This is a genomic window from Ectopseudomonas alcaliphila, from assembly GCF_900101755.1.
GTDB classification, from domain to species: domain Bacteria; phylum Pseudomonadota; class Gammaproteobacteria; order Pseudomonadales; family Pseudomonadaceae; genus Aquipseudomonas; species Aquipseudomonas alcaliphila.
The window spans coordinates 113,617-140,395 of record NZ_FNAE01000002.1; the positions used below are offsets into that span (position 1 = coordinate 113,617).

Consider the following 26,779-nt stretch of genomic DNA (forward strand, 5'->3'; position numbering starts at 1 on the left):
ATCAGTTGCCCTCCAGCTGCATGAAGCGATACGTCCAGCGCACCGTGCGCGGCGTGGCATCAAGCGTGGTCAACTGCTCGATGCGCCTGACCTCGCCGTGAAACTTGAACACACCACCCGGGAACAGGAAGTCCTCGACGGTCGGCTCATCAAGGTCGGCAGAACGGGCGACCGGCATCAGCGCCTGCCCATTGGCATCGAGAAAACGCAAACGGCCGAACAGCTCGCGCGCCGGCTGCTCGGGCTGCACCAGCGCGCTCGGCAAGGCGGCAGCCGCAACCAGCCAGGGCGCTTCGCCGGCCTGATAGGGCAGCGCCTGCCAGGCCAGGCCGCTCGGGCAGGACAGCTCGCTCTCGACCTGAACGTCATGGAAGAAGCGCAGCTCGCCATCGCTGCCCTGCAGCTCCCAGCGCACCTGATCGAGCTGCTCTGGTGGCAACGCCGAATAACGCCGGTAGCTCTTCATTGGCAGTCGCTGTGTGGCCCGCCAGCGCAGCAGCGGCTGTTCTGAGCTGACCACACGCAACTGACAGACTGCGCTCAGGGAGATGGGCAGAAACACCTCGTGATACTCGCGGCCCTGCGCCTGCAGCGGCAGTTGCGTGGGCATGTCGAGGTCGGTATGCGCCAGTGCAAGGTGCCATGTCGAACGTAGGGACGGATCGCTCCGCAGCTCGTCGTCCTTGGAGAAACGCACGTCCCTGAGGCGCTCCTCCTTGCCACTCCAAAGCCTGATCGGCAGGCGCGCTGGCGGTGTGCCCTCGAAGCGCAGTTGGTACATGTCGGCAGCGAGAAAGGTCTTGCCCCGCAGCAGGCGATCCCAGGCACTGTCAAAGTATGGCGAACTGGCGTAGCGCACGCGATGCCAAGCCTGATGGGCCGGGTAGTCATCCGGCATGAAATGCAAGGTCTCCTCGCCCAGGTTGACGACCTCGACCCACCACTCACCCGGCACGGCGCCAGGCCGGGCGGTGACGCGGCTCTCGCCAACACGGATGACGCTCTCCTCGCCGGAAAGTGCCAGCCAAAGCGGCTCTTCCTGCGCAACAGCGACCTTGCGCAACACATCGGCCAGCACCCAGGCCGGTTCCTGATAAGCACAGGCCGGGCTGTACATAGGCGTCCAGAACAGCTCGAAGCGATGCGCCGCCATGGCGCGCGTCGGGTATTCAGCAAGCTCCTGCGAGAGCACCAGGTCGGCATCGATGCCTACCCACACAGGTCGCTGCGGTGCATCCAGACGCAACTCGGGGGCACATAGCTGTGTGCCGTCCGGGGCGAACTGTCGGATATTGTCGATAGCCAGGATGGTTTCCGGCATCAATGCGTCGCTGCCGCGCGCGGCCAGCAGCAGCTCGAACCAGTCGCGTCGAGCGGGGTTGCTATAGAAACTACCGAAGCCTGCGTGAAGACTGAGCGTGCCGGCCAGCGCAGCAGGCTGAAGCGGCTCGTCCACATCCAGACCGGGCAGTTGGAAGGGCCTGTACACGACCGTATGGGTGCTGTCGAACAGGCCGTGGCCTTCACGGGACGCCACGATCATCAGCGCGACCAGCCAACCGAGGGTGATCAGGCTGACGACGACGAAGCGCCGGGTGCGCAGTTCCTTTTGCAGACGCACAACGATGCGGTTGCGGAGCTGCGCGGTTGGGGTTGAAGATGCATCCTGCATGTGGCGGCGCTTCCAGGCTTTTCGCGGGGCGTCAAGGTTGCCGATAAAGGCCGCTCGGCTCAAGCGACAATTGCCTGTACCGCTAACTGAAACGGCTTTTCGCTGGTCGCTCCAGCGATACCTCAAATCCCGCTGCTAGGGTATAAAGCTGCCCGTTCATCAGGAGAGCCCTATCGTGGAAGAAGTCATCGAACAGCTGCGCGAACTCAACGAGCCGGTACCGGTACCGCTGGAGCTGCCGGAAGAAGAGACCCTGGTGGAGATTCAGGAGCAGATCCTCATCCACCTGCCCTTCGAACTGCGTGAATACCTGCTCAAGGTCAGCGATGTGGTCTACGGCCGCCTGGAGCCGGTGACCGCCAGCGATCCGCAATCGCACACCTACCTACCGGAAGTCGCCGCTGAAGCCTGGAGCCTGGGCCTGCCGCGCGATCTGGTTCCGCTGTGCCAGGACGGTCGCGACTACTACGCCGTGGACGTGGAAGGCCAGGTCTGGCTGTGGGACGGCGACGAAGGCGAACTGACCGACGAAAGCTGGGACTCGGTCTGGCACTGGTGCCGCGACGTGTGGCTGGAGAGCTGATCGCACCCTACGGGGCTACCGGCGCCGGGCATGCTGCTTCGCGAACTCCGTCGCCGCTGAAGCGCCTCCCACAATGTGTACCCGAGACTCGGCTCCGTGGGAGGGGCTTCAGCCGCGAAACTCATGAGGTGAGTTACGCGAGTACCGCCTTCACACCTCGCCCTGCTCAAGCGCCAGCAGGTTGAGCAAAAATCGCGCGAAGTAGAGCAGGTCCTGCTCCATCGCCTGGCGCGCGCCCTTGGCGTCGCCGGCCTCGATGGCAGCGAAGGCATCTTCATGAAAGTCATTGAGCCGCAGCGACAGATCGGCGCCGGTGAACAACCGGTTGAAGAATGGCCCGATCTGCAGCCATAGCGACTCGATCGAGCGCACCAACACCGGGTTGCCGCAGGCGCCGTACAAGTGCAGGTGAAACTGGCTGTTGGCGATGAGGTAGTCCTGCACCTGACGCGTCTCGATGGCCACATCCATGCGTTGCACGCAGTCACGCAGCAGGGCCAGGTCGTCGCGGCTCAGGCTCGGTGTGGCCAGCTCCACGGCCAGGCCTTCCAGCGCCAGGCGCACCTGAAAGATGTTCTCGTAACGTTCTCGGGTCATCGACGGGACCCGTACCGAGCGCTGCTGCTCGCCCTCCAGCGCTCCCTCGGCCACCAGCCGTTGCAGGGCGGCGCGGACCGGCATCGGGCTGGTGCCCCATTCTGCCGCCAGGTCGCGAATCTTCAGCCGTTGGCCGGGCTGAAAGCGCCCGGCCAGCAGGCCCGAGCGGATGTTCTGATACAGCTGCTCCTGCAGGTTGTCAGCCATGCACCACCTCCCTCGGTGGCGCCGGCAGTTGGGCAAGGGTCAGGCTACAGTCACGCATGAAAGGCTCCAGTGGAAAATGTAGCGAGTCTACGTCAGGAACTTATTTTGTGTGAAAAATGGCTGAAACAGAAACATTTCGTGATCACAAATATAGATTTCAAGCCGTAATATCTGAATTTCATCTGGCTATTTACTATTTTGTGATCACAAAATATGCTGCCTGCAGTGTCCAATCGAGGTAAGACCCATGACCACCAGCAGTGGCATCAGCCCAATCGCCGTGGAGCGTTTCGTCGCTGCCGAGCGCGAGCTGTTCCTGTCCCGCAATCCGAAGTCCGTGGCGCTGGCCGAGCGCGCCCGTCACTCGCTGTATGGCGGCGTGCCGATGCACTGGATGGCCGACTGGTCGACGCCGGTGCCGCTGTTCGTCGAGCGCGCCAAGGGCGCGCGCTTCTTCGACGTGGACGGTCATGAGTACATCGACTTCTGCCTGGGCGACACCGGCACCATGTTCGGCCACTCGCCCGATCCGGTGGCCCGCGCCCTCGCCGAGCAGGCGAACAACGGCCTGACCACCATGCTCCCTGGCGAGGACGCCGTGGTTTGCGGCGAGCTGCTGGCCCAGCGCTTCGGCCTGCCCTACTGGCAGGTGACCGCCACCGCCACCGACTCCAATCGCTACGTCCTGCGCTGGGCACGCGCCATCACCGGGCGCAAGACCCTGCTGGTGTTCGACGGCTGTTACCACGGCACCGTCGACGACGTGATGGTGCGCTACCGCGACGACCAGACGGTGCACCGCTCGGGCCTGGTCGGCCAGGCCTACGACCTGACCGAGTACAGCCGCGCCATTCCCTTCAATGATGTCGAAGCCCTGGAAGCGGCGCTGGCCCAGGGCGACGTCTGTGCCCTGCTGTGCGAGCCGGCGATGACCAACATCGGCATGGTGTTGCCCGATCCAGGCTTCATGCAGAAATGCCGCGAGCTGACGCGCCAGTACGGCAGCCTGCTGATCATCGATGAAACCCACACCATCTCCACCGATATTGGCGGGTGCACGCGCCTGTGGGGGCTCGACCCGGACTTCTTCGTGGTCGGCAAACCCATCGCTGGTGGCGTGCCGTGCGGCATCTTCGGCTGCAGCACGGCGATGGCCGAAGCCATGACCCAGGCCCGTCAGCGCGCCAGTGAAGAAAGCCATGGTCACGGCCACAGCGGCATGGGTACCACCCTGTCGGCCAACGCCCTGGCCATGCACTGCATGCGCGCCAACCTGGAACAGGTGATGACCCAGGCCGCCTACGACCACATGCTGCCGCTGGCGGCGCGCCTGGCCGAGGGTTTCCGCCGGTTGATCGGCAAGCATGGGTTGAAGTGGTCGGTGACCGAGCTGGGCGCACGCTGCGAATTCCAGTTTTGCGCCACACCGCCGCGCACCGGCGCCGAGGCCGAAGCGGCGTTCCACGACGAGCTGCAGATGGCCCTGCACCTGTACCTGATCAACCGCGGCATCCTGATTACGCCATTCCATAACATGACCCTGTGCTGCCCGAGCACCACAGCCGAAGATGTGGACAAGCTGATCGCCATGCTCGACCAGGCCCTGAGCGAGCTGCTGGCCATACCCGGCGCCCGCGAGTAATACCCGTGGGAGGCGCTTCAGCGGCGACAATCGCGGCTGAAGCCCCTCCCACAGGATGAACTGCGCCCACGACCTTCTGCGAGAACCCTCATGCAATTCGCCAATCCCCAGGAAGCCCGCGACTTCCTCGAACGCTATCCCGAGGTGCGCAGCATCGAGCTGATGCTGATCGACGCCAACGGCATCCCGCGCGGCAAGCTGCTGCATCGCGACGAACTGCTGGCCATCTACGAGAACGGCCGGCCGCTGCCCAGCTCCATCCTCTCGCTGACCATCCAGGGCGAGGACGTCGAGGCAAGCGGCCTGGTCTGGGAAGTGGCCGACGCCGACTGCTGGACCTACCCGCTGCCCGGCAGCCTGTGCCTGCAACCCTGGCGCGCGGTGCCCACCGGCCAGTTGCAGGTGAGCATGCACCCGACCCAAGGCCTGCCGGCCACGCCGGGCGATCCGCGCCATGTACTGGTGCGCGCCATCGACGCGCTCAAGGCCGACGGCTACCACCCGGTGATGGCGGTGGAACTGGAGTTCTACCTGCTGGACAAGCAACGCTCGGCCTGCGGCCGCCCGCAGCCGGCCGTGCAGATGAACGGCGTACGTCCGCAGGCGCCGCAGGTTTACGGCGTGTACGAGCTGGAGCAGGTGCAGCCGTTCCTCGACGACCTCTATGCCGCCTGCGAGGTACAGGGCCTGCCGGTGCGCACGGCGATTTCCGAATACGCCCCCGGCCAGCTCGAACTGACCCTGGAGCACCGCTTCGATGCCCTGCAGGCGGTGGACGAAGGCGTGCGTTACAAGCGCCTGGTCAAGGGCGTGGCGAACAAGCATGGGCTGCAGGCCTGCTTCATGGCCAAGCCCTTCGGCGATCTGGCCGGCAACGGCATGCATATGCACGTCAGCCTGGCGGATGAGCACGGCAACAACCTGATGGCCTCGGAAGACCCACAGGGCACACCGCTATTGCGCCACGCCATCGGCGGCATGATGGCCACGCTGGACGACGCCCTGGCGATCTTCTGCCCCAACGCCAACTCCTTCCGCCGCTTCCAGGCCAACAGCTACGCGCCGCTGGCCAAGAGCTGGGGGGTGAATAACCGCACCGTATCGTTCCGCGTACCGGGTGGGCCGGCCAACAGTCGCCATGTCGAACACCGCATCTGCGGCGCCGACGCCAACCCCTACCTGGCAGCGGCAGCGATCCTCGCCGGCATCCACAAGGGCATCCGCGAGCAGATCGATCCAGGCGCGGCCATCGTCGGCAACGGCTACGAACAGGCCCGCGAAACCCTGCCCACCGACTGGCTCACCGCACTGCGCAGTCTTGAGGGTTCGAGCTGGGCGCGCGAAGCGCTGGGCGAGGAGTTCCTCAAGGTGTTCCTGGCGATCAAATGGGCAGAGTACCGCCAGTTCATGGGTGAGGTTGGCGAGCAGGACTGGCGCTGGTACCTGAGCCACGCCTGAGCCGGATAGGTGGATGAAAAAGCGTCATCCACCCTACTCCCTACTCACAGCGGCAGGCAGCGCGCGCTATCATCCCCCAGCAGCGGCCCATCAAAACACAGCCGGCCCTGTTCATTAAGATGAGCTGGCTGACCCGGGTAGTAAGGGTTGTCGAAGGCACGCAGCTGCTCGGCGCTTGGCGCACCTTGAGGCAGTTGGGACAGCCCCTGTAGCAGGCGACGATAAGCTTCGAGATCCTGTAGTCGTACTGCGTAGCGGCGATAGTCAGGCGCCCCAATTTCAAGCAACACGTTACCCATTGGGTTGCGCCAGCTGCGTTGCCACTGGGCAGCGGGCAACTGCTGCAGGTCCCCGACAAACACTTCAGGCGGGCGCCGCGACAGCTCGGCCATCGGCTGATAGAACGTCAAGCTTGCATTGATACTCATCTGCGGGCGAAGGCCCCACCGCAGCATCAGCCACTCGCCCAAGCTATTCTCTGCCTTGGGCAGCGCCTCGAAAAGTAACGCCATCCCTTGAAACTCATGCTGCAGCGGCATCAACAGGCTGCGCTCAGCGCCATCGAAGGCAGGCACACTGCTCGGCGTCGGCATCAACCCCTTACGATAGAGCACGGCCTGCCAGAGCATGTTGCGCTCGACCATACGCGCCAGAATCATCTTTGCGATCAGCGTATCAGCGCGGCGCAGTTGCCCTCGCAGCAGGTGCAGCTCCTCATCGAGACGCGTCCGAACCTGCTCACCTTCCCCCTCCTGAGCCGCCTTGAGCAGTTGCAGAGTCAGCAACTGCTGGCCACTCACGAGGTAACGGTGCGGCGGCAACGGGGCAATGATGCTGGCCTCCAGAAGATTGCGGTAGTCATCGAGATGGAGAAACTGCCAGTAGCGCTCGCGCAGAAGACGCTGCTCATGCGTCTCGACCCAGCCAGACACCCCTCTCAGCAGCGTGGTCAAACAGCCATCTTTCTCTATCGCACAGAACAATGGTCCCTGCGGTAAAGCCAACGTGGCAACCACCGGCTCTGCAAAGCCCTCATCCATCGGGCCGTGGCTGCTGCGCCAGGCGCGATAGGCCTTTAGCCGCTCGGCACCCAGTGCCTCTGGCGACTGCTCAAGGTCAGCATCCAGTCCATTGAGAAACACATAGGCCCGACTCTGCCCCTCATCGACCTGAGCCTGTTCCAGCCAGGTTTGAGCGTCGGCACTCAGCGGTTCATCCCGCGTCCAGGCATAGCCGCCAGCGACCAGCAGCAGCGGTACACAAACGACCAGCGCGATGATCCCTCCGCGCATCAGCGGCTCACCTTGATATAACGCCCATCCACGCTGATGCCCATGCCGCCATAGTCCTGGCAGCCATCGCCATATACCTCCTGCACGCGCAGCTCGATGCCCTCACGCAGCACCTGCACCTCACAGTCGCGGCCCAGGCCGGCATCCTCCAGGCGCATATGCACGCCGTCGCCGACCAGCTTGCCATCCAGCTCGCCAATCGCGGCCGGGCCGTATTGCTCGACCCTGGCACCGACGCGCACGGGCGAGAAACTGGCGAGATAACCACCATTACCGTCCTCGCTGATCAGCAATTCGCTCCACACCGCCTGACCGCTGTAGCGCAGGTAGCGGCCCACGGGGTTGGCGCTCAGCGCCGGATAATCCAGCGCCTCGGTGACCTTGCGCAGATGCAGGCGAGTCGAAGAGCCGTTGAGGTGGTTATCCAGCGCCACACCCAGCCAGGCGCGTGCCATGCCCGCATCGCCAGCACGCAGATTGGCCAGGATCAGGTTATTCAGCGCCAACTCCAACTGTGCCGTGTCGCCGTTCTCGACGCGTCGTAACTGACGTTCGAACGCTTCGATGGCCTGCTCATAGCGCCCGTCCTGATAGGCGGCGCTGCCAACCTGGTTGCACTGCACCGTCGTGGCGCATTCTTCGGTCGCCTGCACGGCACCGGCGAGCCCCACCAGCAGCGGTAGAAGCAGAAATTTCGAGCGGATAAGCATGGATGGCATCCTTGCAGTAGTGAGTGTGTATCTTGCATCCCCAGAGCCAGCAGGCCTTACCAGGCTGTTGAAAAACTACCTACGTTGCCATTGCTGCGTTAAAAACAGGCTCGTGCGCGAGTCCGATCAAAATGCTCATTTACAACGCGTAAAGTCGGACGCGACCCCGGTCGTTTTTCGCCTGTTTTTGCGGGGCCGCCATCGGTATTGCACTGGCTGCCTCGTCTACGTTTTTCAACGGCCTGGTACTCTCATAAGCCCCACACGTACTCGGAGCAACGATGGAAGCCGGAACCGCGCAACTGACGATGACCGTACTGATGACCCCGGATATGGCCAATTTCTCCGGAAATGTCCACGGCGGCACCCTGCTCAAGTACCTCGACGAGGTCGCCTACGCCTGCGCCAGCCGCTATGCCGGTTGCTATGTGGTGACCCTGTCGGTGGACCAGGTGATGTTCCGCGAGCCGGTGCATGTCGGTGAGCTGGTCACCTTCCTCGCCTCGGTCAACCACACCGGCCGCACGTCGATGGAGATCGGCATCAAGGTGATCACCGAGAACATTCGCGAGCGCTCGGTGCGCCACACCAACAGCTGCTTCTTCACCATGGTCGCGGTCGACGGCCAGGGACGCCCGGCGCCGATCCCGGAACTGCAGCCGGACACCGCCGACGGCCTGCGGCGCCAGCGCCAGGCCAAACAGCGCCGGCAGATTCGCGAAGAGTTGCAACAGCGCTACCAGGCGTTGAGCGATGAAAAGAACCAGGCATAGCTTGGCAACGGGCGCTGCCACCTCGACATCGCCCCTCAATCGTGACCGATATAAAACAGTAGCTCGCGTCGCTGCGGATGGTCCTTGAGCCAGCCGCGGATCTCGTCGGCGCGGGCAATGGCCTCCTCCCCGGCGATGCGGCTGAAGCGCTCGCGCCGAGCCTGCTCGCTGGCCTGCTGGCGCACCTGGCGCTGCCAGGCTTCGGTAAAGATCGCCGGCATGCGCTGGCTCAACTCCAGGGCCTTGAGCAACTGCCATTCGCCGCTGTCCAGCCAGGCTTCGTCGCACGTGCCGCACAGGTCGAGACGGTTGGCGCGGGTGCCGCTGATCTGAAACTTGCTCATCAGCTTGGCGCACTTGGGGCAGCTCAGGGCATGGCTGGTTTCGCCCACTTCGGCCTCGGCGGCCAGCTCGGTTGGCGTCTCTTGCGCTGGCTGGCGCTCGGCCCAGTCGCGGTAGTGCAGCAGGCTGACCAGCGTGCCCTGGCACTGTGGGCAGCCATGGCCAAGCAGGCCATCTTCGAGTTTCGCCGGTTGCAGACGGCTGGTACGGCAGGCGGGGCAATGCATGGTGACGTCCTTTTCCTATTCAGTGCGCGAACGCTAATCTAGGGCAGAGACGAGAGCAAGACCGACGCTGAGAACTACTTGGCGGATAGGCTAAGCTCTGTCTCCCGGATCTGGAGCCGTCATGATCAACCTGTTCGATGTCTTCCTGCTGATACTGTTCGCTACCGTCTGCGCCTGGCTGTGGCGCGGCCATGGTATTCGCGAGCGTGCACTGGCGTTCGCCAAGCAGCACTGCGCCAAGCTCGACGTTGAGCTGCTCGATGGAGCCGTGGCGCTGCGCCGCCTGGCCATCCAGCGTGATGCCAAGGGTCATCGGCGCCTGGCGCGGTTGTATGACTTCGAATTCACCGTCACCGGCGAGCAACGCCTGCGCGGGCATATCAGCATGTTCGGCCCGCACCTCGGCAGCATCGAACTGGAGCCCCATCCGATACTGGAGCCGCAACCCGAGCCGGTTTCGGTGCAGCAGCCAGGCAACGTCATCCGCCTGGAAGACTGGCGGCGCAAGGCTTAACCCGCCGCCTCAGTGGTGGCGGGTTGCGCCCGCCCTACCCGCGCTGCAGCAGGAAATCGGCCACGCGCTCGGCGCTGTCCGCCGGTTGCTCCTGCATGAAGCAGTGCCCACCCGGCACCACCTGACTGCGCACATGGGCGTTGCTCGCGCACCAGCGCGCCACCGACTTGGCGACGAAAGGATAGGTGTGCACGCCATGAATCACTTCGGTCGGCGTCGCCACCTTGGCCAGCGACGGCCACAGGCGCCGCGGGAAGGAACCGAAGATATCGGCCTCGCGACTTGGCCGGCACTTGAGCTCGACGCCACCTTCAACGTCCTTCAGCGCATGCTCGATATAGGCGTCGAAAGCCGCCTCGTCCCAGCCACGGAACATGCCACGACCATGCAGTGCGGCGTGTGCACTGGCGCGATCCGGCCATTGCCGACGCCGTTTCTGCGCCTTCTTCGCCATGCCGGTGCGCTGCGCCAGACCAACCACATCGGACAGCGCCATGACGCCGATCATCGCCGGACTGAACAGCACCGGATCGAGCAGCACCGCACGTCGGAACAGCTCGGGATGGCGCGCCAGGATCAGGCTGGTGAGCACGCCGCCGAAGCTGTGCCCGAGGGCGAAACGCGGCACTTCGCCGAACGTCCCGCGCAGGGCATCAAAGGCTTCCACCGCCAGTTCGGCACTGCGGTTCCAACCATGGAAACGACCACCGTGATCGCTGTCGCCATGGCCCTGCACATCACACAGCCAGAGGTCGAAATCCTCGGCCAGCAGCGCCAGCATCGGTGTGTAGACGCGCCCGCAATAGCCATTGCCGTGCAAGAAATGCAGCAGTGGCTTGCCTGACGGCGGTGTGTGCCAGCCGCGCAGGGTGAAACCGGCAGACGTGTCATGAGACCAGGGCAGCAGTTGCATTGAGGTTATCCACAGCGACGAAAGCGCGGCGAGTTTATCAGCCCGTCGCAGGGATTCGGCAGTTGGCGAACGCAGCGCTGAGCGCTGCGACGTCCTGCGCCTGATCGAAGATCAACTCCAGCCGTGAGTCCTTGCGCCATTCGCTCGGGCCCCAGGCCTCCAGCGCGTGCCCCTGCAAGGCATTCAACGAGTGCCAACCTTCTGCGCCATGCAGCACGGCCTTGGCCCTGCGCCACCCCAGGTTCTGCAGCCACCGGCTGACCTGCGCGAGGTCGAAACGCTGGCTCGGGTGCCAGCGCCAGCCGATGCTCCAGCCCTCGGTCCGATCCTGCACCTGGCAGATCGGCTCGGCGACGTTGCGCCAGATCTGCGCCAGGCTGGGTGCAGCTGTGGGTAACTCGGCGCTCACCTCGATGAGCGAGGCCTGCGTCGCCAGGCCCGGCAACAGGGCCAGGTCGAGCTGGCCCTGTTCAGTCCAGTGCAGCGGTACGGGCGGCAGGTTCGCGGCAATTCGCGCACGGCTCGCATCATCCAGCCCGGCGCTCTTGTTCAGCAGCAACAAGCCGACCTCGCCCAGCGCCTGACGCTGCACGTCAGGCAGCGGCTGGCCTGCCGCCAGCGCGGCGGCGTCCAGCACCAGCAGCGCCGGCTGCACGGCCAACACACCGAGCCAGGGCGGCTGACGCAACTGCGCCAGCAACTGCGCCGGATGCCCCAGGCCGGAAGGCTCGATCAGCAGGCGATCAGGCCTGGCCTTGCGCAGCAGGCGCCCAAGGCCGACCTGGAACGGCGCGCCGTTGACGCAACACAGGCAACCACCGGCCACTTCGGCCATGGCGATGCCGTCGTCGCCCTGCTCGAGCAAGGCCGCGTCCAGGCCGATCTGGCCGAATTCGTTGATCAGGACGGCCCAGCGCTCGTCTGCCGGTTTCTGCGCCAACAGATGACGGATCAGGCTGGTCTTGCCGGCACCCAGTGGGCCGGCGATGAGGTGAGTGGGGATTTGACTGAGCATGAATGTATGTTCGGTGGTTCGCCAGACAAGTGCCAGCACAGACTGCAAAGGAGCAGCATGTTAGATTCGCCGGCAGTTTTTCGGGAGTCGAAACGATGCGTGCATGGCTGTTGCTGTTCTCTCTATTGCCCGGCCTGGCCCTGGCCGAAGCCTGCGTGGTGCATAGCCAGGCCGAACGCCTGGACGTGCAGATCTGCCAGGAGAATCGCAACATCCCCGACACGCTGTTTCGCGAGGGCTTCTGCCAGCCGCAGTTGCAAGGCCAGACAGTCGAGGTGGAGTTCGTCGAACAGTGCCCGAAGGGTGCCTACGGCGTCTGCCAGAACGCACGCGCCGGTAGCGGTATGTACCTGCAGGATATCCACTACTACGGCGTGGCCAGCGACGCGTTGTACCTGGAACCGGCCTGCAAGACGCAGTATCAGGGCCAGTGGATCAAACCCTGACATCAAAGCGTCACCAAAAAAGCGCCTAATGACCTCGGGTACCTCACGTAACCCTCATGTCGAGTCACGCGTCGACATGATCTCTTGGTGCTTAAGGCCGGGGCATTCGCTCCGGCCTATTTTTTGGTGATGTCCCATTGCAGTGGATAGCGTCTCGTAGGAGCCGCGCCCCGCGGCGAATGGTGGTCACACCGCAATTCTTCCTGAACAACCACGGCCGCTTCGCCCCGAGGCGGGGCTCCTACTGTTGCCTGCGGGCAATGCTCAGGCTAGCGAATAGCCCGGATGCAATCCGGGGATGCTGGCGCACTGCAGCTGGACGATACATCGTCGGCAAACCGGCTCCTACAGCATACGCAACGCCCCTGTAGGAGCCCGCTTGCGGGCGATATTCAGGCCAACCAATCCAGGGTCAACAGCAAACGCCGCTGTCCGGCAGGCGGCTGCGGCGAACGGTGGATCAGCCCGCGTCCCTCGTTACCGTGCCATTTCTCGCCCTTGGCCAGCGCCACATGGCCGGCGTCGAGACGCTGGATCAACGCCTCGTTCTGCGGCTCTGCACCCGGCTGACCGAGGCCGCTGCGCGGCATGGCGCCCTCTTCCAGCCAGTCGCTGCCAACACCGGCATAGCTGGTAATCAGCCGCAGCGGCACATGGTCGACGTGAAAACGTGGGCACATGGCCTTGTCCAGCGCACGCAGGCGCAGGCCGATGCGCTCGGCGTCGAGCAGGCAGGCAAAGGCGCGCACCAGCCAGGCCACGTCGGCTAGAAAGGCCGCCTGGCCCGGCAGATCGGCGTACTGCGCCAGCAGACCGTCGAGGTTCGGCTCGCTGTCCGCGTGCGGCAGCTCCAGCGTCATGGACTGCGCCAGCGGCTCACCTTGCGCCAGCAGCGTCTCGGCGAAGTCTTCGATCTGCGCCGGCAGGCGGCGCTGCCAGACGGCCAGATTGACGCCATCGTGCAGCACCTCACCGAGCACCTGAATATCCTCGCCCAGCACCTGCCGGGACATTTTCGGCAACTGCAGGGCGAACATCAGGCAGCCTCCTGCTGCCAGGCGCCGAATGGGTCGGCGAGCAGGCACCAGGCGTCCGGACCGCCGGCCATTTCCTCGTCGGTCAGCAAGCAGTCGTCCAGCTCACGGACCAGTCGCGGGAAATCGATATTCTGGCCGATGAATACCAGCTCCTGACGGCAATCACCGACCTCGGCGCTCCAGTGCTTCATGATGGTCTGCAGGCCTTCCTCGTCCTGCGGCCAGTGCTGCTTGGGCACGAAGCGCCACCAGCGCCCGGCCAGGCCATGGCGCATCAGTCCGCCGGCCTGCGACCAACTGCCGGCCTCCTGGTATTTGCTGGCCAGCCAGAAGAAGCCCTTGGAGCGCAGCAGACGACCGTTGCGCCATTCCTGGGAAAGGAAATCGAAGAAGCGCTGCGGATGGAACGGCCGGCGCGCACGATAGGCACTGGAGGCGATGCCGTATTCCTCGGTTTCCGGTACGTGTTCGCCGCGCAGCTCCTTGAGCCAGCCCGGCGCCTGCGAGGCGCGGTCGAAGTCGAAGCGGCCGGTGTCGAGAATCTTGTCCAGGGCGATCTGGCCCATGCTCATGGCCTGGATGTCGGCATGGGTGTTGAGACCACGGAGGATGGCCATCAGCTCCTCGCGCTCGGCCTGGCTGATCAGGTCGATCTTGCTGATCAGGATCACGTCGGCGAACTCCACCTGCTCGATCAGCAGGTCGGTGATCGAACGCTCGTCCTCCTCGCCCAGGGTTTCGCCGCGGCTGGCCAGGCTGTCGGCCTCGTGGAAATCGCGCAGGAAGTTCACCCCGTCGACCACCGTGACCATGGTGTCCAGCCGCGCCAGGTCGGACAGGCTGCGCCCCTGCTCGTCACGGAAAGTGAAGGTTTCCGCTACCGGCAACGGCTCGCTGATGCCGGTGGATTCGATCAGCAGGTAGTCGAAGCGGCCTTCGCTAGCCAGGCGGCTGACCTCGTCGAGCAGGTCTTCGCGCAGGGTGCAGCAGATGCAGCCGTTGCTCATCTCCACCAGCTTCTCTTCGGCGCGGTTGAGGCTGACGTCCTGCTGGACGGTGGCACCGTCGATGTTGATCTCGCTCATGTCGTTGACGATCACCGCGACCTTGCGGCCCTCGCGGTTCTTCAGCACATGGTTGAGCAGGGTGCTCTTGCCGGCGCCAAGAAAGCCGGACAACACGGTAACGGGTAGACGCTGATTCATGGGGTGTTCCTCGTTCAGTCACGGTCACGCTGATGTTTTTCGCGCTGCTCCTGACGCTCCTTGGCTTCGATGCACAGGGTCGCGGTCGGGCGCAGCAGCAGGCGCTTCAGGCCGATGGGTTCGCCGGTCTCGGCGCACCAGCCGTATTCGCCACGCGCCAGGCGTTCGAGCGCCTGGTCGATCTTGTCCAGCAGCTTCTTTTCCCGCTCCAGCAGGCGCAGCTGCCACTGGCGTTGCTCCTCGGCGGCACCGATATCGGCGACGTCGCTGCTGATCTCGGGTTGGCGCAGCTCGGTGAATTCCTCCTCGATGCGCGCCTGCAACTCGGCACGCTGAGTCAGCAGCAGCTCGCGGAAGAACTGCTGCTGGGCGTCGTTCATGTAGTCATCGGCTGGCTGGGCCAGCAGCTCGGCTTCGGTGGTCGCGGTCAGGGTCATGGCAAATCGGCTGGCTTGTTTTAATTGTTATAACATAACATTTATTTCTGACCGCTACCCACGGATTTGCGATGAACGAACAGCCTCTGCCGGATATTGCCGCCCAAGCCACCCACCATGACCTGCCGCTGGAGTGGGTCGGCATGGCCGGCATCGCCCTGCCCATTCGCCTGGCGGACGCCGCCGTGACCGCCAGCGTCGACATCGGCGTCAGCCTCGACGATGCCGGCGCGCGCGGTATCCACATGTCGCGCCTGTACCTGGCGGCGCAACGCCTGGTGCATCAGGCATTGACCGTACCGGCGGTGCTGCAGGTGCTGGACGACTGCCTGAGCAGCCATCAGGCACTGTCCGACAGCGCCACCCTGACCCTGCGCGGCGAGGTACCACTCAGGCGCCCGGCGCTGGTCAGCCCGCTCAGCGGCTGGAAGGCCTACCCCTTCGAACTGCGCGCCAGGCAGGATGGCCGGGGCGTGAACATCGAGCTGCAGGTCGAGGTCGGCTACTCGTCCACCTGCCCCTGTTCGGCAGCGCTGGCGCGGCAGTTGATCCAGCAACGCTTCGCCTGGGACTTTCCCGACCAACAGGTGGATTACTCCAACGTGCTCGATTGGCTCGGCTCGACCCAGGGCATCGTCGCCACGCCACACAGCCAGCGCAGCACGGCGACCCTGCAACTGCGCCTGGCGCCAGGCTGCGTTGACCTGCCCGTGCTGGCACTGATCGACAGCGCCGAACAGGCCCTTGGCACACCGGTGCAGACGGCAGTGAAGCGCGCCGACGAGCAGGCCTTCGCCCTCGCCAACGGACAGAACCTGATGTTCTGCGAGGACGCCGCACGCCGTTTGCACCGCGCTCTGCGCCAGTTGCCGCAGACCAGCGCCTTCCGCCTCAAGGTCGTCCATGCGGAAAGCCTGCACGCCCACGACGCCGTGGCAGAAAGCCGCTGGAACTGGAGCTGAACCATGACTGCCCACGCCTTCTGGGTGCAGCTGGAATCGGCCGACGCCGGCCACACCGTGCCGCTGAGCGAGACCCTGGAGGCCATCGCCTGGAACGACGCCGGGCTGATCCCGGTGATTGCCCAGCGCCACGACAGCGGCGAGGTATTGATGCTGGCCTGGATGAATCGCAGCGCGCTGGCGGAGACCCTGGCCAGCGGCCAGGTCTGCTACTGGTCGCGTTCGCGCCAGCGCCTGTGGCGCAAGGGCGAAACCAGCGGCCATCGCCAGCGCCTGCTCAGCGCCCATCTCGATTGCGACGGCGACGCCCTGTTGCTCAAGGTCGAGCAGCTCGGTCCGGCCTGCCACACCGGACGGCCCAACTGCTTCTACAACGACCTGGACGGCGAGCGCCTGCGCGTGGCCGTGAGCCGCCCCGCATGAAGCGCCTGGCCATCGCCCTGGTGCGCTTCTACCAGTACCTGATCAGCCCGCTGCTCGGACCGCGCTGCCGCTTTCACCCGAGCTGCTCGCACTACGCCATTGAGGCGCTGGAAAAGCACGGCCTGCTGCGCGGCCTGTGGCTGAGCCTGCGCCGGCTGCTGCGCTGTCATCCCTGGCATCCGGGCGGCTACGACCCGGTGCCCCCCACCCATCGCTGCTCCCAGGAACATCGCCATGACTGACCTGCTGATTCGTAATGCCCGCCTGGTCAACGAAGGCCGGGAGTTCGACGCCGATGTCTGGGTGCATAACGGCCGTATCGAGAAGATCGCCAGCAGCATCGAGGGAGTGAGCGCCAGCACTGAAATCGACGCCGCCGGGCAGTACCTGCTGCCCGGCATGATCGATGACCAGGTGCACTTTCGCGACCCCGGCGCGCCGCACAAGGGCAGCTTCGCCAGCGAGTCGCGCGCGGCGGTGTCCGGCGGCATCACCAGCGTCATGGACATGCCCAACACCAACCCGCCGACCTTGACCCTGGAGGCGCTGGCGGCCAAGGAACAACGCGCCGCCAGTTGCTCGCGGGTCAACTACGGCTTTCACTTCGGCGTCAGCCACGACAACCTCGACACCGTCGCCGCGCTCGACCCCAGCCGCGTGGCGGCGGTGAAGGTGTTCATGGGCGCCAGCACCGGCAACATGCTGGTCGACGACCTGCCAGCGCTGGAACGGCTGTTCCGCGACTGCCCGACCGTGCTGCTGACGCATTGCGAGCACACCCCGCGCATCCGTGAACGCGAGGCGCAGTGGCAGGCGCGCTACGGCGACGACATCCCCGCCGCAGAGCATCCGGCGATCCGCGACGCCGAGGCCTGCTACCAGTCCTCCAGCCTCGCCGTCAGCCTGGCGCGGCGCTATGGCACCCAGCTGCATGTGCTGCATATCACCACGGCCCGGGAGCTGGGCCTGTTCCAGCCAGGCCCGCTGGCCGGCAAGCAGATCACCGCCGAGGTCTGCGCCCATCACCTGTACTTCGATGAAGGCGACTACGCCGCGCTCGGCCACCTGATCAAGTGCAACCCGGCGATCAAGACCAAGGCCGACCGCGACGCCCTGCGCCAGGCCCTGCTGTGCGGGCGCCTGGACATCATCGGCACCGACCACGCGCCGCACACGCTGGAAGAAAAGCAGCGCCCCTACCTGCAAGCGCCGGCCGGCCTGCCGCTGGTGCAGCACGCCCTGCCATCGTTGCTGGAGTTGGTGGCCGACGACCTGCTGCCCCTGCCGCTGCTGGTGGAAAAGACCAGCCACGCCGTGGCCGAGCGCTTCGCCATCGAGCAACGCGGCTACCTGCGCGAAGGCTACTGGGCCGACCTGGCCCTGGTCGAACGCCTGGCCGAGCCGCGCCCGGTGGCGGCCGACCCGATCCTCGCCCACTGCGGCTGGACGCCTTTCCAAGGCCGATCCTTCCGCCATGCCGTGCGCAGCACCCTCGTCTCCGGGCAACTGGCCTGGCACGACGGCCAGGTAAAGGACGATTGCCAGGGGCTGCCGCTGCGCTACCAGCGCGGCTGACACGCAACTGAATAAGACCGCTTTTGTAGGGTGGGTTAGCGGCGCCAAGCTCCAAACGATCAGACACCGCCATCGTGGCGCGCCGCGTAACCCACCAGGCGATCTCCCTGCGTTGCGCCGATGGTGGGTTACGCGGCGCACGAATGACGCTGGGCCTTCCTGAGCACGGTTCTGCGCCGCTAACCCACCCTACGGATTTCATATTTAACCGAACTTGATTAGAGAACTGATATGCCCAGCATTACCCTGCCCGACGGCAGCCAGCGTCACTACTCCCAGCCTTTAAGCGTGGCCGAGGTGGCCGCCGATATCGGCCCCGGCCTGGCCAAGGCCGCATTGGCCGGGCGCCTCGACGGCCAACTGGTGGACACCAGCACGCTGATCGACAAAGACGCCAGCCTGAGTCTGATCACCGGCCGCGACTCCGAGGGCCTGGAGCTGCTGCGCCACTCCTGCGCGCACCTGCTGGCGATGGCCGTGAAGCAGCTGTACCCCAGCGCCCAGGTGACCATCGGCCCGGTGATCGAGGACGGCTTCTTCTACGATTTCGCCTTCGAGCGGCCCTTTACCCCGGACGACCTCGAACGCATCGAAGCGCGCATGAACGAGCTGGCCGCCGCCGATTTGCCGGTCAGCCGTCGCGAACTGCCGCGTGATGAAGCCATCGCCCACTTCGAGGCGCAGGGCGAGCACTACAAGGCCGAGCTGATCCGCGATATTCCCGACGGCGAGGTACTGTCGCTGTACCGCCAGGGCGACTTCGAGGATCTGTGCCGCGGTCCGCATATCCCGCGCACCGGCCTGCTGCAGGCGTTCAAACTGACCAAGGTGGCCGGTGCCTACTGGCGCGGCGACGCGAAGAACGCCGCGCTGCAACGCATCTATGGCACCTGCTGGGCCACGCCGAAAGAGCTCAAGGCCTACCTCACACGCCTGGAGGAAGCCGGCAAACGCGACCACCGCAAGCTCGGCGCCCAGCTCGACCTGTTCCACTTCGACGACTGCGCACCCGGTTCGGTGTTCTGGCACCCCAAGGGCTGGACCCTGCTCCAGCAGTTGATCAACTACATGCGCCAGCAGCAGGACGCCGCCGGTTATGTAGAGGTCAACACACCGGACGTGATGGACCGCAGCCTGTGGGAAACCTCCGGGCACTGGTTCAACTACCGCGACAACATGTTCACCACCAGCACCGAGGACGAACGAGTATTCGCCCTCAAGCCGATGAACTGCCCCGGCGCCGTGGCGCTCTACGCCCGTGGCCTGAAGAGCTACCGCGACCTGCCGCTGCGCATGGCCGAGTTCGGCAAGGTGCACCGCTACGAGCCCTCTGGCGCGCTGCACGGCCTGCTGCGGGTGCGCCACTTCACTCAGGACGACGCGCATATCTTCTGCACCGCCGCGCAGATGGAGCAGGAGTGCGCCGACACCATCGCCTTGGTGTTCGCCATCTACCGCGACTTCGGCTTCAACGAGGTGGCGGTGAAACTCTCCACCCGCCCGGCCAACCGCATCGGCAGCGATGCCACCTGGGATCAGCTGGAAGGCGCACTGTCCGGCGCGCTGCAACGGATGAACATCGACTACCAACTCAACCCCGGCGAAGGCGCGTTCTACGGGCCAAAACTGGAGTTCGTGCTGCGCGATGCCATCGGCCGCGACTGGCAATGCGGCACCCTGCAGGTGGACCTCAACTTGCCGGAGCGCTTCGATATCAGCTACATCAACGAGCAGAGCGAACGCGAACGCCCGGTGATGCTGCACCGCGCCCTGTTCGGCTCGCTGGAACGCTTCACCGGCATTCTGATCGAGCAGTACAGCGGCCTTTTCCCGCTGTGGCTGGCGCCGCAGCAGGCCGCCGTGCTGACCATCAGCGAAGGGCAGAACGACTACGCCCGCCAGGTGCTGGCCAGGCTCAAGCGTGCCGGCCTGCGTGCGGCTGTCGACCTGCGCAACGAGAAGATCGGCTACAAGATCCGCGAAGCCACCCTGCAGAAAGTGCCCTACCTGCTAGTAATCGGCGAACAGGAAAAGGCCGAAGGCCGCGTCACCCTGCGCAGCCGCGCCGGCGACAACCTCGGCAGCCTGACGCTGGATGCACTGGTCGCACGTCTTAGCCAGGAGGCGCGCATGCCCGGCCAGGAGGACAGCGACGACTGAGGTTCCTTGCACAGAAGCGCCCATCGCGCCGATCGTTTCTCGGCTCGATGGACGCGCTGAACGGCCTTACCAGCCCCCACCGCCACCGCCGCCACCGCCGCCGCCGGATGAACCACCACCGGACGAACCACCGCCGCCCGAAGAACTGCTCGACGGTGGCGACGAGGCCAGGGCCGTGGCGCTGGCGAGGCCGGCGGCCAGCGCACCGCTCAGGGCCTGTGGCGAGCTGTAGCTGTTGCGGCTGTGGTACCAGCTCGGCTGATAGTCACGCTGCGCCGGGTCGATCAGGCCGCTGGCCAGGGCTTCACTGAAACGCGCGCTCCATTTGTCTTCCACGCCCAAGGCCATGGCGAAGGGCAGATGGCGCTCGTACAGGGCGATGCTCATCGCCGGGGCGTCGCCTGCCAGGGCCAGGACGTCACGCTCGGCCAGTTGCAGGTAATCGCGATAGCCCTCCAGCGCATCGAGCAGGCGCCGCCCTTCCAATGACGGCGCCGGCATCAGGTAGTAGAAAACCGTCACCAGTACGGCGTACAGAATCACCAGCAACAAGGTCGGCAGAGGCGCCACGTCGGCGATCATCAGCAGGCCCACCGGCATCGGCCAGCCGAACATCAGCGCGGCGAGGATCAAGGGGAGCTTCTTGCCGAAGCTCGGCTGCCGCCACGCCAGGTTGAACATGATTAGCGCCGGCACGCCAAAGCCCAGGCCGAACACCAACCCCGCCAAACCGATGGCGAAATCATCGCCATGGGTGCTCATCACCAGCATCAGCGCACAACCGAGCACGGCCCACAGCACCCCCAAAGCCCAGATGCCACGGTTGTTGGCGAACCAGGCCTTGCCCTGCTCGCCCAACCGGCTGCTCAGCCCGGCCACCGCGTCCGCCAGGCGAGGCTCGTACTTGGTGCCGATGGTCAGCGCGACACCCTCCTTGTTGGCCAGGAACAGGCGTTTGCGCAGGTCGCGATCCAGCTTGCTCATCTCACCGCCCGCCCCCTGGTCGCGGGCCAGGCTGAAACCGCCGCCGCGCGTCTTGTCCTCGATATGCAGATGCTTGCGGATGGCCATGTCGGTCAGCCACACGCTGAAGGCTCGCGTCGCCGGGAAGGCGCCACGCAAGCCGCGATGCCAGAGATAGCCAGCCTGCACCGCGCTCATGCCCTGCGGCCCCTCGAACAGAGGGATGATCACACCCTTGCGCGGGTCGCGGCCGACGCGGCTCCAGGCGCGCAGGTAGAACAGCAGCAGGCCTATCAGCAACGCGGCACCAATGCCCACGCCGAGGTTGTCGAGTAACGCGCGCGTGGCGTTGTGCATTGCGCCCGGCCGCGGTACCAGCCCCGCCTGCCAATCCACGGCCACCGTCAGGCCATGATAGGCGGGCAGCTCCGCGTTAGTGGCCAGACGCAGGTAGTCATCGCGACGTTCGAGTATCTGGAAATCCTGGCCCTGATCGCCCTGCGCACCGGTATAAGCGGCCAGTTGGCCGATGCGCGCACCTGACGGCAGGAGTACTTCGACCGACGCCTGGCGGATCGGAAAAACCCAGCCGTTGCCGGTGACGTTCCAGTACAACTCGTCCGTGTCGGCGTGATGCAGCAATATGCGCCCGACCCGGTAACGCAGCTCGTAACGGTGGCGCCCGGTCTCCAGCAGCACATCAGGCGAACCCAGATAGAAACGCACCCAGGCACCGCTACGCTCGCTGCGCACCGACTCGGGTTGACCATCGCGGGTCACCCCCAGCAGGGTAATCGGGCTGCGTTGCTCCAGCCCCATCGGCAGCGCATAGCTGACCGGCAGATCGCGATAGATGCCGCGCCGAATATCCCGGCCCTCGGCGCGCACGGTGATCTGCTCGATCACCAGCAGGTTGCCGTCCGCCTCGACCTGCAGGCTCACGGCAAAATCCTCGATAGCCTCCTGCGCCGACACCAGGCCGGGCAACAGACAACCCATCAGCAACAGGCCACGCAGCCATCCTTGCATGCTCAGAACTCCATCTTCGGCGACTGGCCGTCACGCGGATCATCCAGCGTGAAGTATTCGGCCGGGGTAAAGGAAAACAGACGCGCCACCAGATTGCTCGGCACTGACTCGACCAGCACGTTCAGCTCGCGCACCGCGCCGTTGTAGTAACGCCGCGCCATCTGGATATGGTTCTCGACCTCGCTGATGTTGCCCTGCAACTCGCGAAACTGGCTGTCGGCCTTGAGCTGGGGGTAGGCCTCGACCAGGGCGAAGAGCTGCCGCAACTGGCTGCCCAGTTGCGCCTCAACCGGTGCCCGTTGGCCCAACGGTGAGTCGGCCAGCTGTACGGCGCGCATGCGCTCCTGCACCAGCGCCTCCAGCGTGCTCTGCTCGTAGCTCATGTACTGCCGCACGCATTCCACCAGCGCCGGAATCAGGCTGGCGCGGCGCTTGAGCTGGACGTCGATGCCGCTGCCGGCCTCGGCCACGCGATGGCGGTTGAACACCAGGCGGTTGTAGTAGAAAACCGTCGCGCCGCCGAGCACCAGCAACGCGCCCGCCAACCACCAAAGTCCTAAACCCTGCATAGCCTCTCCTTGATTGGCTGATTACCACCCGCTTTGCACTGACATCGTGGCAGCCCGTATCCTGTAGTGCCAGCCAGTCAGCGAGGCCCGCATGCAGATCGAGTTGATCGAGATCCGCGACCACCTGAATCGCTTCGCCCCTTTCGACAATCTGCCGGAGCAGACTCTCGACGAGATCGCCCGCCAGGTGCAAGTGGCCTACTTCAAGGCCGGTAGCGAAATCCTCGCCGTCGGTGCGCCGATCCACGAGTTGCATTACGTGCGCAGTGGCGCGGTGGAGATCCACCGGCGCGGCGGCGAACTGCACAACCGCCTGACCGAGGGCGACATCTTCGGCCAGGCCGGCCTGCTGCGCGGCAACAAGGTACGCCTGGGCGCCACCGCGCTGGAAGACAGCCTGATCTACTTCATCCCTGGCACGCTGTTCCATCAGCTCTGCGAGCAGTTCGACAGCTTCGCCGACTTCGTCGAGGCCGAGGGTCAGTCGCGGCTCAAGTCGGCCCTGGCAGACAGCCATGGCAAGGCCAACGAGCTGATGAAGATCAAGGTGCGCAAGCTGATCTCGCGCGGCGCGGTCAGCGTGCCGCTGGACACGCCGATCCAGCAGGTGGCGCAGGTGATGACCGAGCACAGCGTATCCTCGGTGATCGTCGTCGACCCCGGCACACGCTGGCCCGACCCGCACCAGGTGGACGTGGCCGAACAACAGACCCAGGTGATGGCCGGCATCCTCACCGACCGCGACCTGCGCACCCGCGTGGTCGCCGCCGGCCTGCCCAGCGACACCCCGGTGAGCCAGGTGATGACGCCCAACCCCATCACCCTGCAGGCCGACGACTCGGTGTTCGAGGCCATGCTGTGCATGCTGCGCAACAACATCCACCACCTGCCGGTGCTGCATCGCCGCCGCCCGGTGGGCGTGGTGGCGCTGGCCGACATCATCCGCTACGAGTCGCGCAGCAGCCTGTACCTGGTCAACGGTATCTTCAACAAAACCTCGGTGGACGGCCTCAAGAGCCTGCTGCCGGATCTGCGCGCCACCTTCGTGCGCATGGTCGCCGACGACGCCAGCGCGCACATGGTCGGCAGCGCCATGAGCGGCATCGGCCGCGCCTTCAGCCAGCGCCTGCTGGAGCTGGCCGAGCAGAAGCTCGGCCCGCCGCCGGTGCCCTACTGCTTCATGGTCGCCGGCTCCATGGCCCGCGACGAACAACTGCTGCTCACCGACCAGGACAACGCCCTGGTGCTCGACGATCGCTTCGATGCGGACGAACACGACGCCTACTTCGCCGAACTGGCGCAGTTCGTCAGCGACGGCCTGGCCGCCTGCGGCTACAGCTACTGCAAGGGCGGCATCATGGCCACCAACCCCAGATGGCGGCAGCCGCTGAAGGTATGGCGGCAGTACTTCAGCGAATGGATCGAGCGGCCCAACCCGGAAACCCTGCTCAACGCCAGCATCTTCTTCGACCTCGACGGCCTCTCCGGCGAAACCGAGCTGGTGGAGAACCTCAAGGACCTGCTGGCGCAAAAGGCCAGCGCCAGCCCCGCCTTCCTCGCCGCACTGGCGCGTAACGCGCTCAACCGCACGCCGCCGCTGGGCTTCTTCCGCACCTTCGTGATGGAAACCGACGGCCGCCACCGCAACATCATCAACCTCAAGGGCCGTGGTACCGCGCCGCTCACCGACCTGATCCGCGTGCATGCCCTGGCCTGCGGCTCCAAGGCGCAGAACTCGCTGGATCGCCTCGACGCCATCGCCGCCACCAAGCTGCTGCCCAAGGAAGCGCTGGAGCACCTGCGCTACGCCTTCGAGTTCCTCAGCCTGGTGCGCGTGCGCCATCAGGCACGTGAAGTCGAAGCCGGCAACGCGCCAAGCAACTACATCGAGCCGGAACAGTTCAGCGCCAGCGAACGCCAGCACCTCAAGGAAGCCTTCCAGGTGATCAGCAACGCGCAGAAGTTCCTGCGCTTTCGCTACCCGGCGCAACCGGCGAGCCGCCCGCGATGAGTGAGCGCGCGGCCCAGGACTGGCCGCAACTGTTCGCCAACCTCGCCGCAAGCAGCCGCGACCCACGCCTGCGCGCCTTCTACGGCGCCGGTTGCGTCGCTGCCGATACGCCATTGGAGAGCGTCCCGTTGGTGGCGCTGGACGTGGAAACCACCGGCCTCGACCCACGCGAAAACGCCATCGTCAGCCTTGGTCTGGTGCCGCTGAGCCTGCAGCGCATTCGCTGCAGCGAGGCGCGCTACTGGGTGGTCAAACCCACCGGCGAGCTGAACGCCGAATCGGTCACCTTTCACCACATCACCCACAGCGACATTCGCCATGCCCCGCGCCTGGCCAGCGTGCTGGACGAACTGCTCGAAGCCCTGGCCGGCAAGGTGGTGGTGGCGCACTACCGCAATATCGAACGCAGCTTCCTCGACCAGGCCGTGCGCCAGTACCTGGGCGAAGGACTGATCTTCCCCATCATCGACACCATGGAACTGGAAGCCCGCCTGCACCCCAAGCGCACCGTGAGCTGGTGGGACCGCCTGCGCGGCCGCGAACCCATTTCCATCCGCCTGGCCGACAGCCGCCTGCGCTACGGCCTGCCACTCTACTCCGCGCACCATGCGCTGACCGATGCCCTGGCCTGTGGAGAACTGCTGCAGGCGCAGGTGGCGAGGCACTATCCGGCGCATACACCGGTTGGGGCGCTCTGGAGCTGATTGCCCCGGCGCGGCGCTTCTATTCGCGCATGCCGGGCGCTGCTGGCGCACGGGCCGATCTCATCGCATGGACACGTCAGGGCAAATGCTCTAGCGTCTGTCCCGGCTGAAGCGCAGCTCGAGTGCTGCGCCAAGCACTGCCACAGGACTGCTCATCAAAGGGACTTCATGAAAAAAACCTTGCCCGTCATCATCTTCGCGTCTTTTCTCCTGGCCGCCTGCGCATCGCTCTCCAACCTGCCAAAGCCGGAACAAAGCGAATATTTCACGACCCTCGGCGGTGGGTTCGTGATCACACTGGGCAATCCGCCCACCTATCGTTACGGGGTAAACCTGGTCATCACCAAGACCCTGCCGGAAAGTGCCTACGCGGTGGTCGAGTTCCAGAACCCAGCCGACAGCTCACAGCCGTTTGTCCTGGCGGGTCCCCTCGAAGACCTGAAGAAAATGACGCCGTCGCCCTACCCCAACGTGTGGGTGCTGACCTCACCCGCCGTACAGGGCATCTCTGCACACACGAATTACGCCGTGATCGCCAGCATCTATTCCGATAGCAGCCGGCAAACGCTGACCGCAAGGCACACGCAGTTGGTCAACTCCGAATACATTCAGAACTGACCAAGGGTTACCCCTATGTTGAGCACCCGAAGACGGCAGCCGATGCTGTTTCTATGTCGTCAATCCGGGCAGTGACCCTCTCTGTGCATTCCGCTACAGGCTAACTTCATCGTGAAATTCAGAATTGGCTCGTTACCGGTAAACCAGGATTTCGATCCTCATGCCGGCAACTGGATACCCTGCAAAGAACCCAAGCCGTGGGTATCGACCTGGCTCATTTCGATTCCTCTGAGCCTCTTACTGGCTATCATCTTTACCGTGATGCTATTCAAGCTCACGCCCTTCGACCTCCAGGGCCTCACGCCTTACAAGCTGGTGCTGCTCTACGTTGGAGTTATCGTCGCCCATGAGGCGATACACGCCGTCATGCAACCCGACCGGGGAACATCTGCACGCACGACGCTGGGCTTCTGGCCGTCTCATCTGGTCTTCTACGCCCACTATGACGGTGAACGAAGCCGCGCCAATTTCCTGTTCGGCCTGGTCAGCCCTTTCCTGCTGCTTTCGGTAGTTCCCATGCTCCTGGCAATCGCCTTCCAGACGAGCGCATGGTGGGTGGGAGCGCTGATCCTGGGGAATGCGGTCGCGTCCAGCGTCGATCTGTTCGGTTTTTTCGCGGTGCTGCTGGGAACCCCGAAGAACAGCCAGCTCATCAACAACGGTTGGTACACCTATTGGCGCGTACGCGGCTAGAG

The 26,779-nt window shown here is 64.9% G+C and carries 27 protein-coding genes; 15 read left to right on the plus strand and 12 right to left on the minus strand.

The genetic code is table 11. The features are described from left to right. Position 1: 1 nt before the first annotated feature. The gene (locus tag BLR77_RS09275; protein ID WP_074677013.1) at positions 2-1,672 is read right to left on the minus strand and encodes a hypothetical protein; all 1,671 of its coding nucleotides are present in this window, start codon (positions 1,670-1,672) and stop codon (positions 2-4) included. Between the two features lie 175 nt (positions 1,673-1,847). Here BLR77_RS09275 and BLR77_RS09280 point away from each other — a divergent pair, with 175 nt between their 5' ends. After that, on the plus strand, positions 1,848-2,255 hold the full coding sequence (locus BLR77_RS09280) for an SMI1/KNR4 family protein (protein ID WP_017676192.1): 408 nt from the start codon (positions 1,848-1,850) through the stop codon (positions 2,253-2,255). Positions 2,256-2,405: 150 nt separating this feature from the next. On the opposite strand, the gene BLR77_RS09285 is transcribed toward BLR77_RS09280, so the two are convergent. Next, on the minus strand, positions 2,406-3,059 hold the full coding sequence (locus tag BLR77_RS09285) for a GntR family transcriptional regulator (protein ID WP_074677015.1): 654 nt from the start codon (positions 3,057-3,059) through the stop codon (positions 2,406-2,408). 247 nt (positions 3,060-3,306) lie between these two features. Here BLR77_RS09285 and BLR77_RS09290 point away from each other — a divergent pair, with 247 nt between their 5' ends. Next, positions 3,307-4,701: an aspartate aminotransferase family protein gene (locus tag BLR77_RS09290; RefSeq protein WP_074677017.1), complete on the plus strand. Its 1,395-nt coding sequence runs from the start codon at positions 3,307-3,309 to the stop codon at positions 4,699-4,701. Positions 4,702-4,791: 90 nt separating this feature from the next. Continuing rightward, entirely contained in the window at positions 4,792-6,159 is a 1,368-nt protein-coding gene (locus BLR77_RS09295; RefSeq protein WP_074677019.1) for a glutamine synthetase family protein, read from the plus strand. Positions 6,160-6,203: 44 nt separating this feature from the next. Here the strand turns inward: BLR77_RS09295 and BLR77_RS09300 are convergent, their stop codons facing one another. Both BLR77_RS09300 and BLR77_RS09305 read right to left on the minus strand, forming a co-directional pair. Further along, entirely contained in the window at positions 6,204-7,451 is a 1,248-nt protein-coding gene (locus BLR77_RS09300; protein ID WP_074677021.1) for a hypothetical protein, read from the minus strand. Next, positions 7,451-8,161, minus strand: coding sequence for a tetratricopeptide repeat protein (locus tag BLR77_RS09305; protein WP_074677023.1), 711 nt, complete (start codon positions 8,159-8,161; stop codon positions 7,451-7,453). The genes BLR77_RS09300 and BLR77_RS09305 overlap by 1 nt, the downstream gene beginning before the upstream one ends. Before the next feature lie 281 nt (positions 8,162-8,442). Between BLR77_RS09305 and BLR77_RS09310 the strand changes: the two genes are divergently transcribed. Continuing rightward, a complete protein-coding gene (locus BLR77_RS09310; protein WP_074677025.1) occupies positions 8,443-8,934 on the plus strand; it encodes an acyl-CoA thioesterase in 492 nt (163 codons plus the stop codon). A gap of 35 nt (positions 8,935-8,969) precedes the next feature. Here BLR77_RS09310 and BLR77_RS09315 read toward each other — a convergent pair whose 3' ends face one another. Then, positions 8,970-9,503, minus strand: coding sequence for a TFIIB-type zinc ribbon-containing protein (locus BLR77_RS09315; RefSeq protein WP_074677027.1), 534 nt, complete (start codon positions 9,501-9,503; stop codon positions 8,970-8,972). A 121-nt stretch (positions 9,504-9,624) separates the two neighbouring features. On the opposite strand from BLR77_RS09315, the gene BLR77_RS09320 reads away from it, so the two are divergent. Then, positions 9,625-10,017 carry a DUF3301 domain-containing protein gene (locus tag BLR77_RS09320; RefSeq protein WP_074677029.1) on the plus strand — a complete coding sequence of 131 codons (393 nt, stop codon included), beginning with the start codon at positions 9,625-9,627 and terminating at the stop codon, positions 10,015-10,017. Between the two features lie 34 nt (positions 10,018-10,051). On the opposite strand, the gene BLR77_RS09325 is transcribed toward BLR77_RS09320, so the two are convergent. Together BLR77_RS09325 and BLR77_RS09330 are read right to left on the minus strand one after the other, a co-directional pair. After that, entirely contained in the window at positions 10,052-10,930 is an 879-nt protein-coding gene (locus BLR77_RS09325; protein ID WP_074677031.1) for an alpha/beta fold hydrolase, read from the minus strand. 37 nt (positions 10,931-10,967) lie between these two features. Further along, positions 10,968-11,945: a CobW family GTP-binding protein gene (locus BLR77_RS09330; protein WP_074677032.1), complete on the minus strand. Its 978-nt coding sequence runs from the start codon at positions 11,943-11,945 to the stop codon at positions 10,968-10,970. Positions 11,946-12,040: 95 nt separating this feature from the next. Between BLR77_RS09330 and BLR77_RS09335 the strand changes: the two genes are divergently transcribed. Beyond that, on the plus strand, positions 12,041-12,391 hold the full coding sequence (locus BLR77_RS09335) for an NADH:ubiquinone oxidoreductase (protein ID WP_074677034.1): 351 nt from the start codon (positions 12,041-12,043) through the stop codon (positions 12,389-12,391). Between the two features lie 392 nt (positions 12,392-12,783). On the opposite strand, the gene BLR77_RS09340 is transcribed toward BLR77_RS09335, so the two are convergent. Genes BLR77_RS09340 through dksA form a run of 3 tightly spaced genes read right to left on the minus strand, consistent with a single transcriptional unit; the run spans position 12,784 to position 15,070 of the window. Then, the gene (locus BLR77_RS09340) at positions 12,784-13,428 is read right to left on the minus strand and encodes a DUF1826 domain-containing protein (RefSeq protein ID WP_074677036.1); all 645 of its coding nucleotides are present in this window, start codon (positions 13,426-13,428) and stop codon (positions 12,784-12,786) included. Continuing rightward, positions 13,428-14,633, minus strand: coding sequence for a zinc metallochaperone GTPase ZigA (gene zigA, locus BLR77_RS09345; protein ID WP_074677038.1), 1,206 nt, complete (start codon positions 14,631-14,633; stop codon positions 13,428-13,430). Before zigA ends, BLR77_RS09340 begins: the two co-directional genes overlap by 1 nt. A gap of 14 nt (positions 14,634-14,647) precedes the next feature. Further along, complete coding sequence (gene dksA / locus BLR77_RS09350) at positions 14,648-15,070, minus strand: RNA polymerase-binding protein DksA (RefSeq protein WP_074677040.1); 423 nt, start codon at positions 15,068-15,070, stop codon at positions 14,648-14,650. Between the two features lie 71 nt (positions 15,071-15,141). Here dksA and folE2 point away from each other — a divergent pair, with 71 nt between their 5' ends. The 5 genes from folE2 (at position 15,142) to thrS (ending at position 20,190) form a co-directional block, all read left to right on the plus strand. Further along, positions 15,142-16,032 carry a GTP cyclohydrolase FolE2 gene (gene folE2, locus BLR77_RS09355; RefSeq protein ID WP_074677041.1) on the plus strand — a complete coding sequence of 297 codons (891 nt, stop codon included), beginning with the start codon at positions 15,142-15,144 and terminating at the stop codon, positions 16,030-16,032. 3 nt (positions 16,033-16,035) lie between these two features. Then, a complete protein-coding gene (gene hisI, locus BLR77_RS09360; protein WP_074677043.1) occupies positions 16,036-16,455 on the plus strand; it encodes a phosphoribosyl-AMP cyclohydrolase in 420 nt (139 codons plus the stop codon). Continuing rightward, positions 16,452-16,697, plus strand: a complete 246-nt coding sequence (yidD, locus tag BLR77_RS09365) for a membrane protein insertion efficiency factor YidD (RefSeq protein ID WP_074677045.1) — start codon at positions 16,452-16,454, stop codon at positions 16,695-16,697. Before hisI ends, yidD begins: the two co-directional genes overlap by 4 nt. Then, positions 16,690-18,030 carry a dihydroorotase gene (locus tag BLR77_RS09370; protein WP_074677047.1) on the plus strand — a complete coding sequence of 447 codons (1,341 nt, stop codon included), beginning with the start codon at positions 16,690-16,692 and terminating at the stop codon, positions 18,028-18,030. The genes yidD and BLR77_RS09370 overlap by 8 nt, the downstream gene beginning before the upstream one ends. A gap of 231 nt (positions 18,031-18,261) precedes the next feature. Then, positions 18,262-20,190, plus strand: coding sequence for a threonine--tRNA ligase (gene thrS, locus BLR77_RS09375; protein WP_074677049.1), 1,929 nt, complete (start codon positions 18,262-18,264; stop codon positions 20,188-20,190). 66 nt (positions 20,191-20,256) lie between these two features. Here the strand turns inward: thrS and BLR77_RS09380 are convergent, their stop codons facing one another. Together BLR77_RS09380 and BLR77_RS09385 are read right to left on the minus strand one after the other, a co-directional pair. Further along, the gene (locus BLR77_RS09380) at positions 20,257-22,182 is read right to left on the minus strand and encodes a DUF2207 domain-containing protein (protein WP_074677051.1); all 1,926 of its coding nucleotides are present in this window, start codon (positions 22,180-22,182) and stop codon (positions 20,257-20,259) included. A gap of 2 nt (positions 22,183-22,184) precedes the next feature. Beyond that, the gene (locus tag BLR77_RS09385) at positions 22,185-22,751 is read right to left on the minus strand and encodes a LemA family protein (protein WP_074677053.1); all 567 of its coding nucleotides are present in this window, start codon (positions 22,749-22,751) and stop codon (positions 22,185-22,187) included. Positions 22,752-22,842: 91 nt separating this feature from the next. On the opposite strand from BLR77_RS09385, the gene BLR77_RS09390 reads away from it, so the two are divergent. The 4 genes from BLR77_RS09390 to BLR77_RS09405 all read left to right on the plus strand — a co-directional run bounded on the left by BLR77_RS09390 (position 22,843) and on the right by BLR77_RS09405 (position 26,777). Then, entirely contained in the window at positions 22,843-24,762 is a 1,920-nt protein-coding gene (locus tag BLR77_RS09390) for a DUF294 nucleotidyltransferase-like domain-containing protein (protein WP_074677055.1), read from the plus strand. Next, positions 24,759-25,466: a 3'-5' exonuclease gene (locus BLR77_RS09395; protein WP_074677057.1), complete on the plus strand. Its 708-nt coding sequence runs from the start codon at positions 24,759-24,761 to the stop codon at positions 25,464-25,466. The genes BLR77_RS09390 and BLR77_RS09395 overlap by 4 nt, the downstream gene beginning before the upstream one ends. 168 nt (positions 25,467-25,634) lie before the next feature. Further along, positions 25,635-26,084: a hypothetical protein gene (locus tag BLR77_RS09400; RefSeq protein ID WP_074677059.1), complete on the plus strand. Its 450-nt coding sequence runs from the start codon at positions 25,635-25,637 to the stop codon at positions 26,082-26,084. 111 nt (positions 26,085-26,195) lie between these two features. Further along, positions 26,196-26,777 carry a DUF3267 domain-containing protein gene (locus BLR77_RS09405; protein WP_074677061.1) on the plus strand — a complete coding sequence of 194 codons (582 nt, stop codon included), beginning with the start codon at positions 26,196-26,198 and terminating at the stop codon, positions 26,775-26,777. Positions 26,778-26,779: the final 2 nt, after the last annotated feature.